Consider the following 17,719-nt stretch of genomic DNA (forward strand, 5'->3'; position numbering starts at 1 on the left):
TATCCTACGACGGTCGCTTAGCTTATAACTAAAGCTTTTCACTTTAATTTGACTCCTTAGGTAAAATTATACTAGGGATTTAACTTACAATCCTATGGCTTGACCATAGGATCCACTTATTATGAGCGTTAAACTTGGATTCTACGATCAAGTTGTAGAATGACATATTTCTTTCGGATTAACTATAGGTATTACATCAAATCTTATAAGAAGAGTTTTTGAGTATAAAAATTAGTTTATTACGAAAATACACGAAGGTATAAAAGAAGCTATATTGAGGGAAAACAATTAAAGAAATGGAACAGGTCTTGGAAAGAACGGATCATTAAAGAGTTAAATCCCAATTGGGTAGGATTATATGAATATATTTGTAAATAAAAATAATTTGTCATACCCGCGTAGGCTAGTACTTATGATTTATGAGATTCTCATCTACAAGAGAATGATGGAGTGAAATAGAGGGAGAGACGAGGTGAATAGTCCTAAAATTAAATTACCAAGAGGTAATTGTAATTTTTTTATCTAAACCATTGTTCATTTTTGATTTTATCTTTTCAAGATTCTCGGATGTTTGTAAACCTGATTTTGCATCAGAGTGCTGTATTACATGACTAGAATTAATTAGAGCATATTTGATAGCTTCTTTTATAGGCTTATCTTTATAAATATTTGCACAGAATGTTGAGCTAAATGAGTCACCTGCACCAAGAGTGTTAACAACGTTATTAATTCTCAAAGATTCACTATGGTATATCTTGTCTTTAGAAGCAGCATATACACCATTAGCACCATCTGTAACTACAATTATTCTTACACCTAAATCTAAACAGATTCTAAAGAAATCTTTAAGTCTAAAGGTAGAGTTCAAAAAGTCACTCTTATTACTGTCAAGAGGAGTTTCCAGCCTATCTTTTGATTCTATAATATCTTTGTCATCAGATGATAAAAGTGACAACATCAGTTTTTGAGCTTCTTGGAAATTTAAAACGAGAATATCTATACCAAACATTGAATCTTTGATAAAACTTTCACCAACACTCAGCTGACTAGAACCTGGGTTGATGGCTACTTTTGTATTGTTATCCGCTGCTAATTTGACTATCTCTGGTAGTCTAGCAGCAGATGATTTGCTCAGCGATGTGATATAGATAAAGTCGCTCTCTATAATTGCTTTGGATGGTAGGTCATCTTGCAAAATATCTTTGTTAGCACCCCTATAGGCAAAAATTGTTCTATCTCCACTTAGAGTGGGTACAACGTAAGATGTTGCTGTACCATAACTGTTTGAATAACGAATGTTAGAAATGTCTATACCGTGTTCTTTAAGTTCGTTAGTTATTTGTTCACCTGCAATATCTTTGCCAATCTTTCCAAAGAAACTAACGTCTATATTTTGTTTCTTAAAAGAGACTGCCGCATTAGTTGCTCCACCACCTGAAAAAGATTTTTGCTCAGTAACTTCAATTTTAGCTCCTTCTTCGAGAAGCATAAAAGATTGAGTTGTATCCTTCTTTTGCATATTCATAGTGAACATTTCTTCATATTCTATAATGGTGTCAAGAGTTGCGCCACCGATTGTTAGAGCTTTGATCTTTTTCATTTCACAGATACTTGAAAATTAATAGTAATATTTACCGCATAGCATACCATCAATTACAATAAGGGTAAATAATATTAACTGCGTATCAATTTATATGCTAAAAATAAACCTTTTTTATAGAAAAATGTCTAATAAGTTAGTATTATTTTAACAAAATATTATTATGCATAGTTTTTATAAATTTTATAAAAGGAGATTTCCAAGATGCCGTCTAAGCCAGTAAAAAAGGATCACCGTGGGTATATTATGCCAATTGGTGGTGGAGAAGATAAGTTTGCAAGCCCAACGGTACTAGAGAAATTTGTTGAGCTTTCAGGTGGAAGCGACGCAAAGATAGCTGTTATTCCTACAGCATCAAAACTGCCAGATACAGGAGATATATATGTTGATATTTTCTCTAAGATGGGAGTCAAAGATGTTTATAACCTAAAGATTGAAACTCGTTTAGATGCGACTACTAATAAAGATTATCAAGATCAGCTTGCTCAAAGCACAGGTATCTTTATGACAGGTGGGAATCAACTTTTACTTTCTACTACTCTTGGTGGTACCCCAATAGCACAGCTTATTCGTAGATTAAATGCAAAAGGTGTAAATGTTGCAGGTACTTCTGCTGGTGCGGCCTTTATATCTGGCTTTATGATTGCTGGTGGTCAGGCAGGTCTTATGCCTAGGTGCAATATGGTTAACCTTGCTCCTGGATTAGGTTTAACTAATAAGTTATTAGTAGATCAGCACTTTTCTCAAAGAGATAGATTAGGGAGGCTTCTAGCTGCATTATCATACAATCCTTACATGGTTGGTGTTGGTATTGATGAAGATACATCAGCATTACTAAATTCTGAAAATGTGATTGAGGTTGTTGGTTCTGGTATGGTAACTATTATAGACTTCTCTCACCTTAAGCATTCATCACTACATAATGCTCGCAACAATGCTCCTATTAGTTTAGTTGATATTCGTATGCATATGCTTTTAGAAGGTCAAAAGTTTGATCTTAATACTTGTCTTGTAGAGTTCTAATACTTTATTTATGCCTAATTTATTTATCTTCTAATCTTTTAGCCAGTTTCATTTATATTTGTTGTATGACATTTTAAGTATCTTAGATATAATCGTTATTTAATATGGAGTGATAATTTGAAACTGGAGCTATTATGCAAAAAATTATAATTCATGGTGGGTGTGGAGCTAGAGAAGATAAAAACACATCATTTGGTGACTATCACCAACATTTATTACCAATTGTTCAAAAAGCATATAATTACCTAAGAGATATCGACGATGCAAACGAGGCTGCAGTGTTTGCAGCTAAACTTCTCGAAGACGATGAGATATTTAATGCTGGTACAGGTTCAAGAGTTCAGCAAGACGGACAAATTAGAATGTCTGCATCTATAATCGATAGCGAAAAACAAAAGTTTGCGGGTGTAATAAATATTCAAAATATAAAGAATCCCATAGATGTTGCAAATAGATTAATGCAACAACATCATAGTGTTTTGGGTGGGAATCAAGCTACTACATTTGCGCATGATGTCATGGGTTTAGTAGAATATGATCCAATGACTAAAAAAAGATATCAAGAATATTTAGAACTTAAAAAAGGTTACACAGGTACAATAGGAGTTGTAGCTTTAGATTCTAAAGGCAAAATCTGTGCAGTTACTTCAACTGGAGGAGCAGGCTTTGAATATCCTGGAAGAGTAGGAGATAGTCCAACTGTAGCAGGTAATTTTGCGAACGAATGTATGGGCATATCATGTACTGGTATTGGCGAGCATATTATCAATCAAGCAGTAGCTGCAAAAATAGCGACAAGAGTCAAAGATGGGATGTCATTATCGCAAGCGGTAGATAAATCTATTGCTGAGAGTGATGTTTATGGAGATTATGTTGGTCTTATAGCTATTGATAAAAAAGGAAATATCTGTTCAGGATCGACATCTGTAGCACAGACCTTATATGCTTATGCAGATGGAAATGATCTAAAAACTTTTTATGAAGAAAAAATGTAATAAAATACTTATAAAAGTGTTGACTTAAACATGTAGGTGTATGTATAATACTCGTCATTGGCCTGATAGCTCAGTCGGTAGAGCAGAGGATTGAAAATCCTCGTGTCGGTGGTTCGATTCCGCCTCAGGCCACCATTAAGTTAAGATTGTCGGAGCATAGCGCAGCTTGGTAGCGCATCTGGTTTGGGACCAGAGGGTCGGGGGTTCAAATCCCTCTGCTCCGACCATTTTTTGATGCGTCTGTAGCTCATCTGGATAGAGCATCGGCCTTCTAAGCCGAGGGTAGCAGGTTCGAATCCTGCCAGACGTGCCATTACAATGTAAATTAGCAATTTGTAATGGTGGTTGTAGCTCAGTTGGTAGAGCCCCGGATTGTGATTCCGGTTGTCGTGGGTTCAAGTCCCATCAATCACCCCAGAATATTGCGGACGTGGCGAAATTGGTAGACGCACTGGATTTAGGTTCCAGCGGGCAACCGTGGGAGTTCGAGTCTCCCCGTCCGCACCACAAAGAAATTTTATTCATTTTTCAATATTTAAAAAGTTTTTATCATATTTATTTTGTGATTGAAAAGTCATATATTTAAATATAAAGTATAATTCTCAAATATATAAATTTTTTTATAATAAATGAATCGTTTTTCAAAAAGACACGTTTTTTTTGCTTCAGCAAGTACTATTGTTGAATGGTATGATTTTATGCTTTTTGCTTACTTAACACCTATCATTGCAAGCGTGTTTTTTCCAGATTTTAGCAAATATACTGCTATATTGATGACTTTTGGTGTTTTTGCTGCGGGCTTCTTTATGGGTCCTATTGGCAGTATGGTTATGGGGAGTTTTGGTGACCGCTTTGGTCGCAAAAAAGCCTTAATTATTTCTGTGGTTATGATGATATTACCAATATTTGTAATCGCTATATTTCCTACATATCAAAGTATTGGAGTATTGGCTCCAATTATTTTGGTTGTGATGAGGCTACTACAAGGGTTTTCTATTGGAGGATCTTATGGTGGTGTTATGGTTTTTATGATTGAGTCTACGAAACCAGATCGAAGAGGGTTTATTGCAAGTTTTGCTACGATGTCATCAGGTACTGGAGTGTTTTTAGCATCATTAGTCGCAATGATTTTATTTGGGGTATTTAGTCATGAGGTTCTTGAACTGTGGGGCTGGAGAGTGGGTTATGTTATTGGGCTTGTTCTAGCATTACTTGCTTTAGTAATGAGATTGCTTATACCCGAGAGTAATTCTTTTGAAGAGTTAGAGGCTCAAGGTGATATTTCAGTAAAGCCTGTTAGGGAAATGTTTAGTATTCAAAAGAAACCTCTCTTTTTTGCAATTGCTTTGTCTGCGTATGCGAACATAATGTATTACTTGGTTCTATCTTATTTAAGTAATTACTTTGTTGAATTAAATTATTCTGAATTCTTCTCTCTAGCTATAGTAACTATATTTAGTTTGATATTCTCTTTTTCTGCACCTTTATGGGGATACTTGAGTGATCGTTTAGGCAGGAAGCCATTGGTCAAATTTTCTATTATAGTTTATTTATTTTTTTCATATCCTAGTTTCATGATTATGGGTACAGGAACTGCAGCACTTGTACTTTCAATGATTGTTTTGAGTGTACCGTTAATGGCTGTATGGGGAGCTTATGGTGCAGCGGCGCCAGAGTTATTTAGTACGAAGTATCGTTATAGTGGTAATGGTCTAAGTTACAATATTGGTAATTCATTTTTTGGAGGTACAATCCCATTTATTGCAACGTCGCTAGTTGTGTCTACAGGAAGTTTATTAGCTCCGGCATGGCTTTTGATTGTGGCTTCAATATGTATGATACCTGTAGTATATCTCATGCCTGAAACAAGACATGTGGAAGTTTAGTGAAAAATAAATTTAGTTTTCTCGTGCTGTATATTTATTAATCATAGTGTTATAATTATTTTTGAATTTTGTTATATACGGAGTAAATGCTTTGGATTTTTGGTTAATTATAATAGTATTCATAATTTTATGTTTGTATCTGATAATAGAGAATATTGTACATAATGCTAGTATCAAAAGCATTCCAATTAGAATTCATGTGAATGGAACCAGAGGTAAATCAAGTGTTGCAAGGTTAATTGCTGCTGGAGTTAGGGCTGGAGGATATAGAACTGTAGCAAAAACTACCGGTACATTGGCTAGATATATAGATGTTGATGGATCTGAGACGCCAGTTTTTAGGATTGGTTTCAGTAATATTGCTGAACAGGTTAAAATTATGTTTAAAGCAAGACGTGCGAAAGCAGATGCTATAATAATTGAATGTATGGCTCTTCAACCATTACTTCAATCGTTGTGTGAATTGAAATTGATTAAAGCAACTCATGGTGTTTTGACTAATGCTCGCCCAGATCATTTAGATGTTATGGGTCCAACTGAAAGAGATGTAGCGAAAGCTTTAGCTGGAACAGTTCCGGTAAAGTCTAAGTACTTTACAGCAGAAGACGTGCATATTGATTTTTTTGAGTATGCTTGTAAAGATAGAGATACAGAGCTTGTTGTAGCTACAGCAGATGATGCTGAGTTAATTTCAGAAGAAGAAATCAATAAGTTTGTTTATTCTGAATTTAAAATTAATGTTGCTTTGGCTTTAAAAATAACTGATGATCTAGGGATTCCTAGAGATGTCGCACTTAAAGGTATGTGGGAAGCTACTCCAGATCCTGGTGCTATGACGGAGTATAATTTTGATATTAAAGATTCTGAAATGAATTTTGCTAATGCTTTTGCTGCGAATGATCCTGTCTCAACTAAAATGCTTTGGGATAAACTTTATGAAAAGTATAGAGACTGTGATAAAAAAGTTTTAGTTGTAAACTGTAGAGCTGATAGAGAAGATAGATCTAAGCAAATTGCAGAAGCTATACTAAATTGGGAAAAACCAGACTTAGTTACTCTTATAGGTACTGGTACAGATGTATTTGTTTCCTTTTATAAAAAATACTCTAAATCTTTGGGTATTAAGCCTGCTCAAGTTACTGTGTGTGAAGATATGCAGCCTCTAGAGATTTTGGAAAAGATTAATGCCACACAACCAGCGGGCTCATATATGCTTGTGGGAGTTGGTAATATTAAAGATATTGGTATGAGCTTAGTTGATTATTGTGATCAGAGTCATAAGCAAAAGCATAATTTATAATTTTTTAAAATAAACAGGAGAAAATATGGATCCATTAACGCTCTCGATAGGTATTGGTCTTATTGTTGGTTTAGTTTTTGTATCGCTTTTAGGTTTATCTACAGGTGGTATGGTTGTACCAGGTTACTTTGCACTAGAGATGGGTGCTCCTGACAGAGTTATAGTAACTATTATTATATCAATCATAATCTTTGGTATAGTTAGATTTATGTCAAAATTCATGATTATTTATGGTAGAAGAAGAATTGCTATAACAGTCCTTTTATCATTTATACTGGGCACAATTTTTAATATATTGTTCTCACAATATCTGACAACGAGTTTTTATTCAAATCAGATTCAGGTTATAGGATATATTATTCCAGGACTTATAACTTTATCAATAGATAGACAGGGTCTTATCGAAACAGTAGGATCTTTATTGATCGCTTCTATTATTATACGTTTGTTATTAATAGTTTTAATTGGACCTCAAATAGTAGGAATATAATATGAAAACGATGTATTGGCACCGTAAATTTTTATCTAGGTATATCATCTTATTTTTAAGTATTTTTATGATTATATCTTTATACATAGTTGAGAAAAACCTAGTTGTTGAAACTAAGGGTTACACTCAAAAATTGCAAGCAGCAGAATTGACAGAAAAAGCATTCAATTTGACTCAAAGATACTTTATGTCAAAAGGGTATCTATGTAGAAAGATGGGTGATGTCTCTTGTACAGGGCTTATAGGTTTATCTATGACCGAGATTACTACAGATTCTGGTGATTTGTATGCAAAAAGATCTTCTGTCAACCCTAATATGGCTGCTATATTTGTTAGTTGGTTAAGCCAGCTCAATCTAAAAGAAGGCGATACAGTTGCATTACAAGAAACAGGGTCGTACCCTGCATTAGATATAGCTATGTTATCAGCTATTAAGACATTGAAGCTTAAGCCTTTAATTATATTTTCAGCTGGAGCATCGCAGTTTGGTGCAAATAGACCAGGATTTACATGGCCTGACATATACAAGAACTTAGTTGAAAAAGGAGTTTTTGATTATGATGTTATAGGTATTACTTTGGGAGGTTCTCATGATAATGGTTATGGAATGACTCCTGGCGCTATACTTAAATTAAATGATGCGATAAAAAGAAATGACTTTAAGGTAATTAATATTCCATATAAAGATTCTACAAACACTTCTGTTGCAAAGCGTCTTGAAATGTACAAAGAAGCTGCGGGCGAGGATAGTATAAAAGCTTACGTAAATGTAGGTGGTAATATGGCTTCTATTGGTTTGAAGCAGCCAAAAGTAAAAGTTGAAGACTCTGATAAGAAGTCAAAGAAAGATAAAAAAGCAACTGCTAAAAGTTCTGATGAGCAAATTCTTAAACTACATAGTTTCCCTACAGGAGTAACTACTAAGCTCCCTCCTGAATATAGTACAGTGAACTCTGTAGCTGTTAATTTCTTGAAAGATGATATACCTGTAGTAAATGTTAGAGATATAAACTCTAGTATCATTAAAACATATGGTATGACTTATAATCCAACTACTGTAGTTCCACCTGGACAGGGGGCTGTGTTCTCGCAGAAAAAATATAATACTACATTAGCAGCAGCATTACTTATTATTGATATTGCATTGATAGCCTTTATGGCATTTATTTCAAGAAAATATTTAATTTCTTTCAAATCAAAGTAGTTATAAATTGCTTTGGCCTTTAATTCAATTTATCATTTAATTAGATATTATTAAAAAATATTGGTTAAATATGTTTTGTTTTTATAGCCTAAACCATTTAATTTCTAAATATCTTCCTATTGAAGAAAGAGTTAAGATAGCTAGAGCATATATATTCGGTGCTGATGCTCATGAAACTCAAGTAAGAAGTTCAGGAGAGCCTTATTTTACTCACCCTGTAGCTGTAGCTTGTATACTTGCTGAACTTCATATGGATGTTGACACTATTATAGCCGCATTGCTACACGATGTAGTTGAAGATACTGATCATACAGCAGAGGATATTGCTAACTTATTTGGAGATAAAGTAGCAGAACTGGTTGAAGGAGTAACTAAGCTTACACAAATTAGGCATAAAAACAAAATAGAGCAGCAAGCAGAAAATTTTCGTAAAATGCTGCTTTCGGTCACTAAAGATGTAAGAGTCATTTTTATTAAACTTGCTGATAGATTGCATAATATGAGAACACTGGCTCCACTAAAGCCAGAGAAAAAGCGTAGGATATCTAAAGAGACTTTAGATGTATTCGCTCCTCTAGCTCATAGGCTAGGTATCAACACTCTTAAAGAGCAGTTAGAAACTCTTGCATTCGAAGGGATGAATCCATACCGTTACCATATATTAGAAGAAAAAGTAAAAAAAGTAGAAAAAAATAAGGAAAAAGTTTTTCAGCAAGTTAAGGATGCATTGGTTGATAAGCTAAGTGGTATTGTTATCGATGATGGTATCAAAGCACGTAAAAAAACCTTATATAGTATTTATAATAAAATGCGTAAAAAAGGTATCTCATTTGATGAGATTATGGATATGTATGCTTATAAAGTTATTGTTCCTAATAGAATTGATTGTTATGTTGCTCTTGGTAAAGTTCATGAGCTTTATAAGCCTATTCCTCAAAGGTTTAAAGATTATATTGCTACACCAAAAGCTAATGGTTATCGTTCGATACATACAGTTGTTTTAGGACCATATAACATACCTTTAGAGATACAGATAAAAACAAATAATATGGATCGTCAAGCGGAGTACGGTATCGCAGCTCATTGGAGCTATAAAATAGGCGAGAAAACTGACAAAGCACTGCAAAGATGGCTTAAAAAGATATCAGATATAAATGTTTATACAGCTAGCTCAGTTGAATTCTTAGAAAATGTCAAATCAGATATATTTAGTAATGATGTGTTTGTATTTACTCCTCAAGGAGATATCGTTGAGTTACCTATTAATTCTACATGTATAGATTTCGCTTACTTTATTCATACGGATATTGGTAATAAATCTATATCTGCTAGAGTAAATAGAAAGCCAGTACCTCTAAATTATCGCTTAAAACAGGGTGACAATATTGAAATTGTAACCTCAGCTGTTGCTGATCCTAACCCTGCTTGGTTGGAGTTTGCAGAAACTAGTAGGGCGAAATCAGCTATAAAAGATTTCTTGAAGCAACAATATAAAAATATAGATTATATTCGAGGAAAAGATATTGTAGAAGGGGAGCTTAGATTACTTGGTGTAGACTTGAGAGAGGTTCCTAATGAAATTGTAGATGGAGCTTTATTTAATTATGAAGGAATAGATACTATAAATCGTTTTTATTTAGATACTGGGCTTGGTTTAATTGATCCTAATAATTTTATCGATTTTATTGTTAAAAATTTCAATGATATGCGTAGTGCTTATAAGAAATCATCTATGTCTAAAATACAAATTCGCTATGGAGATGATTCACGTATAGCAGATTGTTGCTTACCATTACCAAATGATGAAATAATCGGTATTGTTAACGATGACGGCAATGTTGAGGTGCATAGAAAAAGTTGTAATGAACTTTACTCTAAAACTAAAGATGGGCAAGTAAAACAAATCAATGCTGACTGGTTTACAAATGCTGATGATGATCCTAGTTTTAGAGCTAGACTTTCTATTACTCTCAAAAACATTCCAGGAGCTATAGCTAAGATAACGGCTACTTTTGCAAGAGAAGGAGTGAATATTAGAAGCTTTGATATGATGTTTGTTGACAAAAAGCATGCGAAACTTGCTTGTGTAGTAGTTGTCAGGAATAGAAGAGAGTTATATTTACTAATCCGTTTAGTAAGAAAAATAGATGTTTGTGCGGATATTGAGAGAATCTTAAATAAATAAATTTTATTTAAATGTTAGTCCTAGCATTAAAAGCATGGATTAATGTTTGTTGGTCTAAGTATTCTAACTCACCACCAAAAGGGACACCAAACCCAATTCTAGAGATTTTTATACTTTTATCAATCATTTGGGAAATAAAGTGAGCTGTTGTCTCTCCCTCTATGGTAGGACTAATTGCCAAGATGATTTCACTGATATCTCTATCGGTAATAATTTGCTCTAAGATATCAAGTTTGAGCTCGTTTGGTCCGATACCATCAAGAGGAGATATTCTACCATTTAGTACAAAGTACTTCCCTTTGAAAAAACCAGCTTCTTCGATAGCAATCAGATCTAGCATACTCTCAATAATACATAATTTAGATTCATCTCTACTTTGGCTACTACAAATCTGACAAATGTCTTCTTCTGTAAGAGATTGGCAATATTTACATTTTTTGATGTTTTCAGCCGCATCTAAGAGTGAGTTAGCAATTGCAACAGCCGTTTCTGGAGACTTATCAAGCAGGTGTAAAGTGAGTCTTTGTGATGATTTTTTACCAATAGTTGGTAATTTACGTAAAGACTCCATTACAGCAGTGATTTTAGGAGAGAATATCTTACTGTCCATTATTTAAAAGGGAAGTTAAATCCATTAGGTAAATCTATACCGGCATCCTTTGCCATTTTACCAATATCTGCAGAAGATGAATCACTTTCTACTTTTTTCACTGCACTATTTATCGCTGCTGCGATTAGGTCTTCTAGCATTTCTTTATCTTCCGACAGTAGCGAGTCATCTATAGTGACTTTTTTAACATCATACTTACCAGTCATTATTATGCTAACAAGTCCAGCTCCAGATTCACCAGTTACTTCCATATTTTCACGCTCTTCTTGAGCTTTTTTCATTTGTTCTTGCATTTTTTGAGCTTGCTGCATTAGCTTTGACATATCAAAGTTCATTTTTAATCCTTATTTTTTATTCAAAATTTCTTCTACAGATCTTAATATCTGTTCACTAGAGTCTTTTATCAATGTTTTTTTTGCTTTTTCTGATAATTCTTGGAGTTTATTTTTATCATCATAAAGTGGCTTTATTATATCTATTAAATTCTCTAAAGTCATTTGATCTTGTCTGAGACAGAATCCTGCGTGATTCTTTACCATAGTTTGAGCATTAAAAAACTGGTGATCATCTACAGCTGATGGTAATGGTATAAATATTGCGGGGACGCCAGCTATAGCAGATTCTGAAACAGTTAGAGCTCCTGCTCGACAAATTAGTATGTCAGCCCACTCATAAGCTTCGGTCATATTTGTTATATATGCAGATATATCCTTAATATGACCTTGAGGTACTTTGTCATAGCTCTTTTTAGTGGCTTCAAAAGATAGCTTACCTGTTTGGTGCCATACATTTATGTTTATCTTTTGTTTAGCAGCATTGATAATTAGCTCTGGTATAATCTCATTTATACTTTTAGCTCCTTGACTGCCTCCTAAAATAAGAAGATTTAATTCACTGTTTTTAGTTATATTTTTTACTTTACTATTAAGCTTAACAATATCGTCTCTAACAGGGTTACCAACAATCTTTGTTTTTGCCATCTGTTTAGAATTAAGTCGTTGATGTATATCCTGTATCTCGAAGGCTAAGCATATTTTTGTTGCAAGTTTAGCTAGTATTCTGTTGGTTAAGCCAATTTTTGCATTTTGTTCATGTATTATTATAGGAATATTTTTTTGTGCAGCAGCTAGGCATATAGGCCCAGATACATAACCTCCAAAACCTATAACTAAGTCTATTTTTAGTTTTTTGAGTATCTTACGTGCTTTTAGAGTGCTTGATATAAGTTTAAATGGAAAAGTTATTTTTCTTATAATCCCTTTGCCTCTCACTCCAGAAGATTTAATATGTTGCATGTTAAAGTGTGTAGGTACAATTTCTGCCTCCATACTATTAGGAGTTCCAACCCATATCACATTAGCTTCGTATTTTCTTAATAGTTCAGCTACTGCAAGAGCTGGATATATATGTCCACCGGTACCGCCAGCGGTAATAATTATGTTTTTGTTTTTCAAGCTCATAAATACCTACAAATTAACTTTTGATTTTCAAATTAATTTTAAAGGATTTTTATGTTATTATCATCTATTAGCTAAAATATAAAGATGTTTTGTTAAAGAGGAATTATGGCTGAAATAAATCAAAACTACTTATACACAGACTCTAACTTATGGGTTGAAATCAGGGGTAATACTGCAAGAGTAGGAATAGATGATTATTCTCAAAATGAGTTTGGAGAAATCGTTTATGTTGATTTGCCTAAATTAGGTAATCAATATTCAAAAGATGATGAAATTTGTGTAATAGAATCTGTTAAAACGGCATCAGATATTTATACACCTATATCAGGGAAGATTATAAGTATAAATAAAGAGTTGATAGATAATCCAAAGTTGATTAACCAATCGTGCTATATAAAGGGATGGTTGTTTGAAATTGAGATGTCTCAACCTGGAGAAGCTGAAGAATTATTACTCCCTGAAGATTACAGGAGTCATGTTGAATAAACTCTTTTTATTTATTTCTATATTTTTACTTATATCATCTGGTCAAGCTAGTGATGAATACCTTAATTATTGCAAAATATATAATCCTAAAAAAGGTATAGAGTATGAAACTCATACCAAAATATCTTTAGACTTTTGTCTTTACTATTTAGATAAGTGTAACAAGAAATATAATAATAAGTGCAATGCAAAAATGAATGGTTATCAGGGTCTATATAATACGAATAATGCACTGGCAACAATGCATCTTATATATCGTGATAATCTAGATAATCATAATAGCTAATAAGAGCTATGTAAATATGAATAATTTTATATGTGGTTACAAATAGATCTAAGAATTATTTTATTACACAAGATATGTTGTTTAAGTCACCACTGACCAGATATGTAACACTTGTTTGGTTGTTTGTAGGTAATGGACATTTTATGTATGCAGAGCTGTCATTACCTTTAGATGCAGTAGTTTTATTCCAAGGGGTAATGGTTATCTGATTATTAGCTAGATTTATATTTCCTAGGCTGCTAGACCATGCTCGTGCAGTTACAGTATCATCTGAATTAACTTGATAGAAAGGAGTATTCGCGTTGATAGTGACATTTATTTCTTTGTCGACTACAGGAGGTGTATCTCCTGAGTCTTCTGAATTTGTTACTTTAATATCGAGATCTTTCTGCCAAGCTTCGGCCCCAGGAATTTCACTAGAAATAACAATTTTATAATTTCCAGCTTTGATATTGTCTATTTGTAGTGCTAAGTTATATGTATCCATTGGAGATATTTCAATATCTGATTTCCTATAAACTTGATTACCATTTTGATCTTGCAATACAACAGATACATTTGCATTAGTTGAACTGTGAGACATTATTTTGGCATTTATATATAGTTTATTGTCAGATCCAACGCTATATTCACTATTGAAGTCCATCAAATGCAGTTCATTTTTAACATTTTGATCTGCTCGCTGATAGTAGAAACTAATTTGACTATATGGCTTGTTAGCAGTTTGATAAACATAAACAGCGTTATTGTTTGGAACAACATCATTGTTTTCATTTTTAACACCTGCGATAACATGATTATCTAAGTCAGTAGCGCTAAGAGTATTTATCTTATTTGTTAGCTGTGTAAATAAATCACTTGTGCTCATAGCTTTTGGTACCGTTAGCAAAGGATATTCATACATAGTACCATCTTTGAACAGTTGTAAAGTGATCTTATCGCCTTCTTTAATATTTAAAGGGTTGATGGTGAATTTAGTTGCCTCTATTGGAAACTTATCTGTAGGATCATTTTGTTGTTCATGCTCTCTAACGTATTCCCATGGTCCCCACTGTCCAGCACCAGGCTTTTGCCCAGGATTTACATACCATTTGTTTTGATATATTTTATTTTCAAAGATGACCTCTGTTCCTGGTGTTGGATAAGATTTAGCAGGATCGTATATAGGAATACTAGATTCACCTGAATTATCATCAGGGTTGGTAGTATCACCATTTGGTAAGATAACAGATCCAGCAGGCTTGTCGTTTGTAAAGTCTAAGTCTAATAAATTGTAAAAACTCATTCTCGTGTCATCTACATCCCATTCAGCCATTATAATTTGATAACCTGATCTACTAGGTAGTGTACAAGTAAATGTTAGACCCTCCTGAGGTGGCTGGTTAGGAGCTATCCATGTTGGTTGTGGGTTGTAGCAATTTAGAGGTTGCTCTTCAAAACTGTCACGTGTAAGTAATTTGTCTGGATCCCAATTAGGCTTAGTTATATAGAATTTGAAATGCTTAGATTTGTGATTAGCTGTAAAGAACCATTTTATTTGTAGTGGTTGTCCTGGACGCACTACAGTTTTTGCCCAGCGACTTTGCTCTTGCTCATCTAATGGTTCAAAACCTGCCACATCAGCACTACCTATATTATTATCTAAAGCACCTAAGTTGAATAATCCATCTGCTTGTTCAATTGACTGAGGTTCGTACTGAGCACGAGCTCCACAATTTTTATTTTTCCCTTCTTTGCATAACAGCGCACGAGAAGCCGGACTTTCAACATATCCGTGTGAGTAAGCTTGTGTGCTTGCTAATAAAATTAGCCCGGTAGTCAAAGTGATTTTGTTAAGTTTCATAATAAGACTCCTTATCTACATTATCTAATAACACAGATATCAATAAAATACCTGTATTTCTATATTATCAATTACTAAAAGTAAATTGAAATGCCTGTGTATTGGTACTTTTGGGTTACAGAAAATTAATAAAAAGGGCTTTTAAATTAAAAATTAATGAATATTGTGATTAGTTAACTTATACCTTTAATTTTTATTTAATAAAGAGGGATTTTATAAAGTATCAATTGACTTGAGGTTATAAATTTAAACTTTGCATAAATTTATATTATGGTTTTAGGTATGTTGATAATATTATTATATGTTGAAATTGTTAGAGTAGACTTGTGTCAAATTATATTCCATGAATTGATTATTAATTTACATAGCAAAGCCTATAACATATAATAAACGCTATAAAATTTTCGATAACTTTATTAAACAGATAAGACTTAGTAGATATGATAAATATTAAATTTCCTGATGGCTCGATAAGAGAGTTTGAAAAAGGCGTTAATTCATTACAAGTTGCAAAATCTATTTCTCCAGGTTTGGCTAAAGTAACTGTGGGAGTATACATAAATGGTCAGTTAACAGATGCTAAAGATATTATTGAGAATGATTGTGAATTAAGGCTTATCACAACAAAAGATTCTGAAGGCTTAGAAATTTTACGCCATTCATGTGCGCATCTTTTAGCTCATGCAGTCAAAGAGTTGTATCCAAATACAGAAGTTACGATTGGACCTGTTGTTGACAATGGATTTTATTATGATTTTTCTTTCAAAGAAGCTATTGGTGAGGCAGATTTGCCGAAGATCGAAAAGAAAATGAAAGAGCTTGCTAAGAAAGGGACCCCTGTAAGTTATAAAGTTGTTTCTAAAGACGCGGCTATAGAGTTTTTTAAAGCTCAAGGTGAGAATTATAAAGTTGATATAATAGATAGTATTCCAGCAGATCAACAAATTAAGATTTACACTCAAGGGGAGTTTAGTGATCTTTGTCGTGGTCCACATATACCAAGCACATCTGTTATCAAAGCTTTTAAGCTTACTAAGTTAGCAGGAGCATATTGGAGAGGTGATTCTAATAATGAAATGTTGACTCGTATCTATGGAACGTGTTGGGCGACTAAAGAAGATTTAGATCAGTACTTAAATATGTTAGAAGAAGCAGAAAAGCGCGATCATAGAAAAATTGGTAAAGCTTTGGATTTATTTCACTTTCAAGAAGATTCACCAGGCATTGCTTTTTGGCATGATAATGGTGTTAGAATTTGGCGTGAAGTAGAGGATTACATGCGTGCTTCAAATAAAAAATATGGGTGTAGTGAAATAAGGACTCCTTTGATAGCAGATTTTAGTCTGTGGGAAAAGTCAGGACATGCTTCAAAATATGCTGAGAATATGTTTGCAACAAAATCTGAAAATAGAGATTTTGCAATTAGACCGATGAACTGTCCAACTTGTGTACAAGTTTATAATACAAAGCTTCACAGTTATAGGGATCTGCCTATTAGAATGGCTGAGTTCGGAATAGTGCATAGGAATGAACCATCGGGGTCTTTGCATGGATTATTAAGGGTACGCAGTTTTACTCAAGATGATGGCCATGTCTTTTGTGCTCCAGAACAAGTTGAAGAAGAAGTGATCTTAATGGTTAAACAATGTTTTGAGGTTTATCAAGATTTTGGGTTCAATGATTTTACAGTCAAGATCGCACTTAGACCAGATAAGAGAATAGGTGATGATGAGATCTGGGATAAGTCTGAGCAAATGCTAAAAAATGCTCTTGATGCTCATAATGTGAATTATGAGCTATTGCCAGGTGAAGGTGCATTTTATGGCCCTAAGATTGAGTTTCATTTAAAAGATGCTATTGGTAGAAGTTGGCAGTGCGGAACAATACAGTTGGATTTCTCTATGCCTGATAGGCTTGGAGCTACATATATTGACAAAAATGGTAATAAGCAAGTTCCTGTAATGTTACATAGAGCTATTGTGGGATCTTTAGAAAGATTTATTGGGATGTTGATAGAGCATTATGCAGGGAATATGCCTTTATGGTTAACACCTGTGCAAGTAGCTGTCATGGGTATCAGTAATCATCAAGATGAATATTGTCAAGAAGTCTTTGAAACCTTAGAAAAAAATGGTGTTCGAGCGAAATTAGACTTGAGAAATGAAAAAATAGGGTTTAAAATACGTGAGCATACTCTTTTGCGTGTTCCATACCTTGTTATATTGGGTAAAAACGAGCAAGAGCAAAAGATTGTTACTATAAGAAAGCATAACGGTGAAGATCTTGGGCAGATGTCTACAGGAGATTTTTGCACTTTCTTAAGTGAGCAAATTAAAGCAAAAAAATAATAA

Annotated in this window: 15 protein-coding genes and 5 tRNA genes; 15 read left to right on the top strand and 5 right to left on the bottom strand. The window is 33.6% G+C overall.

What is annotated here, in order from left to right; translation table 11 throughout:
* Positions 1–493 precede the first annotated feature (493 nt).
* Positions 494–1,600: a carbohydrate kinase family protein gene (locus F3D57_RS06090; protein ID WP_150465582.1), complete on the bottom strand. Its 1,107-nt coding sequence runs from the start codon at positions 1,598–1,600 to the stop codon at positions 494–496.
* A gap of 204 nt (positions 1,601–1,804) precedes the next feature.
* Between F3D57_RS06090 and F3D57_RS06095 the strand changes: the two genes are divergently transcribed.
* The 12 genes from F3D57_RS06095 to F3D57_RS06150 all read left to right on the top strand — a co-directional run bounded on the left by F3D57_RS06095 (position 1,805) and on the right by F3D57_RS06150 (position 10,683).
* Positions 1,805–2,623 (top strand): cyanophycinase, encoded by an 819-nt coding sequence (locus F3D57_RS06095; RefSeq protein ID WP_146421981.1) that lies wholly within the window; start codon positions 1,805–1,807, stop codon positions 2,621–2,623.
* A 134-nt stretch (positions 2,624–2,757) separates the two neighbouring features.
* The gene (locus F3D57_RS06100) at positions 2,758–3,618 is read left to right on the top strand and encodes an isoaspartyl peptidase/L-asparaginase (protein WP_150465583.1); all 861 of its coding nucleotides are present in this window, start codon (positions 2,758–2,760) and stop codon (positions 3,616–3,618) included.
* Between the two features lie 59 nt (positions 3,619–3,677).
* Positions 3,678–3,753, top strand: a tRNA-Phe gene (locus F3D57_RS06105).
* Between the two features lie 15 nt (positions 3,754–3,768).
* A tRNA-Pro gene (locus tag F3D57_RS06110) sits at positions 3,769–3,845 on the top strand.
* Positions 3,846–3,854: 9 nt separating this feature from the next.
* Positions 3,855–3,931, top strand: a tRNA-Arg gene (locus F3D57_RS06115).
* 28 nt (positions 3,932–3,959) lie between these two features.
* Positions 3,960–4,035: transfer RNA gene (locus F3D57_RS06120), tRNA-His, on the top strand.
* 7 nt (positions 4,036–4,042) lie between these two features.
* A tRNA-Leu gene (locus F3D57_RS06125) sits at positions 4,043–4,125 on the top strand.
* 122 nt (positions 4,126–4,247) lie between these two features.
* Entirely contained in the window at positions 4,248–5,504 is a 1,257-nt protein-coding gene (locus F3D57_RS06130) for an MFS transporter (protein ID WP_150465584.1), read from the top strand.
* 91 nt (positions 5,505–5,595) lie between these two features.
* Complete coding sequence (gene pgsB, locus F3D57_RS06135) at positions 5,596–6,804, top strand: poly-gamma-glutamate synthase PgsB (RefSeq protein ID WP_150465585.1); 1,209 nt, start codon at positions 5,596–5,598, stop codon at positions 6,802–6,804.
* Between the two features lie 25 nt (positions 6,805–6,829).
* Entirely contained in the window at positions 6,830–7,294 is a 465-nt protein-coding gene (gene pgsC, locus F3D57_RS06140; RefSeq protein WP_149368463.1) for a poly-gamma-glutamate biosynthesis protein PgsC, read from the top strand.
* Between the two features lies 1 nt (position 7,295).
* Positions 7,296–8,498 (top strand): poly-gamma-glutamate system protein, encoded by a 1,203-nt coding sequence (gene pgsW / locus F3D57_RS06145; RefSeq protein WP_150465586.1) that lies wholly within the window; start codon positions 7,296–7,298, stop codon positions 8,496–8,498.
* Positions 8,499–8,568: 70 nt separating this feature from the next.
* Positions 8,569–10,683, top strand: coding sequence for a RelA/SpoT family protein (locus F3D57_RS06150; RefSeq protein WP_149368461.1), 2,115 nt, complete (start codon positions 8,569–8,571; stop codon positions 10,681–10,683).
* A 7-nt stretch (positions 10,684–10,690) separates the two neighbouring features.
* Here the strand turns inward: F3D57_RS06150 and recR are convergent, their stop codons facing one another.
* Genes recR through murG form a run of 3 tightly spaced genes read right to left on the bottom strand, consistent with a single transcriptional unit; the run spans position 10,691 to position 12,753 of the window.
* The gene (gene recR / locus F3D57_RS06155) at positions 10,691–11,293 is read right to left on the bottom strand and encodes a recombination mediator RecR (protein ID WP_150465587.1); all 603 of its coding nucleotides are present in this window, start codon (positions 11,291–11,293) and stop codon (positions 10,691–10,693) included.
* Entirely contained in the window at positions 11,293–11,628 is a 336-nt protein-coding gene (locus F3D57_RS06160; protein ID WP_146421985.1) for a YbaB/EbfC family nucleoid-associated protein, read from the bottom strand. The genes recR and F3D57_RS06160 overlap by 1 nt, the downstream gene beginning before the upstream one ends.
* Positions 11,629–11,637: 9 nt before the next feature.
* Positions 11,638–12,753 carry an undecaprenyldiphospho-muramoylpentapeptide beta-N-acetylglucosaminyltransferase gene (murG, locus tag F3D57_RS06165; protein WP_150465588.1) on the bottom strand — a complete coding sequence of 372 codons (1,116 nt, stop codon included), beginning with the start codon at positions 12,751–12,753 and terminating at the stop codon, positions 11,638–11,640.
* 105 nt (positions 12,754–12,858) lie between these two features.
* Here murG and gcvH point away from each other — a divergent pair, with 105 nt between their 5' ends.
* Together gcvH and F3D57_RS06175 are read left to right on the top strand one after the other, a co-directional pair.
* Positions 12,859–13,239, top strand: coding sequence for a glycine cleavage system protein GcvH (gcvH, locus tag F3D57_RS06170; RefSeq protein ID WP_150465589.1), 381 nt, complete (start codon positions 12,859–12,861; stop codon positions 13,237–13,239).
* On the top strand, positions 13,229–13,525 hold the full coding sequence (locus tag F3D57_RS06175) for a hypothetical protein (RefSeq protein ID WP_041263714.1): 297 nt from the start codon (positions 13,229–13,231) through the stop codon (positions 13,523–13,525). Before gcvH ends, F3D57_RS06175 begins: the two co-directional genes overlap by 11 nt.
* A 55-nt stretch (positions 13,526–13,580) precedes the next feature.
* On the opposite strand, the gene F3D57_RS06180 is transcribed toward F3D57_RS06175, so the two are convergent.
* Positions 13,581–15,368 carry a lytic polysaccharide monooxygenase gene (locus F3D57_RS06180; RefSeq protein ID WP_150465590.1) on the bottom strand — a complete coding sequence of 596 codons (1,788 nt, stop codon included), beginning with the start codon at positions 15,366–15,368 and terminating at the stop codon, positions 13,581–13,583.
* Positions 15,369–15,808: 440 nt separating this feature from the next.
* Here F3D57_RS06180 and thrS point away from each other — a divergent pair, with 440 nt between their 5' ends.
* On the top strand, positions 15,809–17,716 hold the full coding sequence (thrS, locus tag F3D57_RS06185) for a threonine--tRNA ligase (RefSeq protein WP_150465591.1): 1,908 nt from the start codon (positions 15,809–15,811) through the stop codon (positions 17,714–17,716).
* The last annotated feature ends 3 nt before the right edge of the window (positions 17,717–17,719 follow it).

Source organism: Francisella sp. SYW-2 (genome assembly GCF_008711475.1).
GTDB classification, from domain to species: domain Bacteria; phylum Pseudomonadota; class Gammaproteobacteria; order Francisellales; family Francisellaceae; genus Francisella; species Francisella salimarina.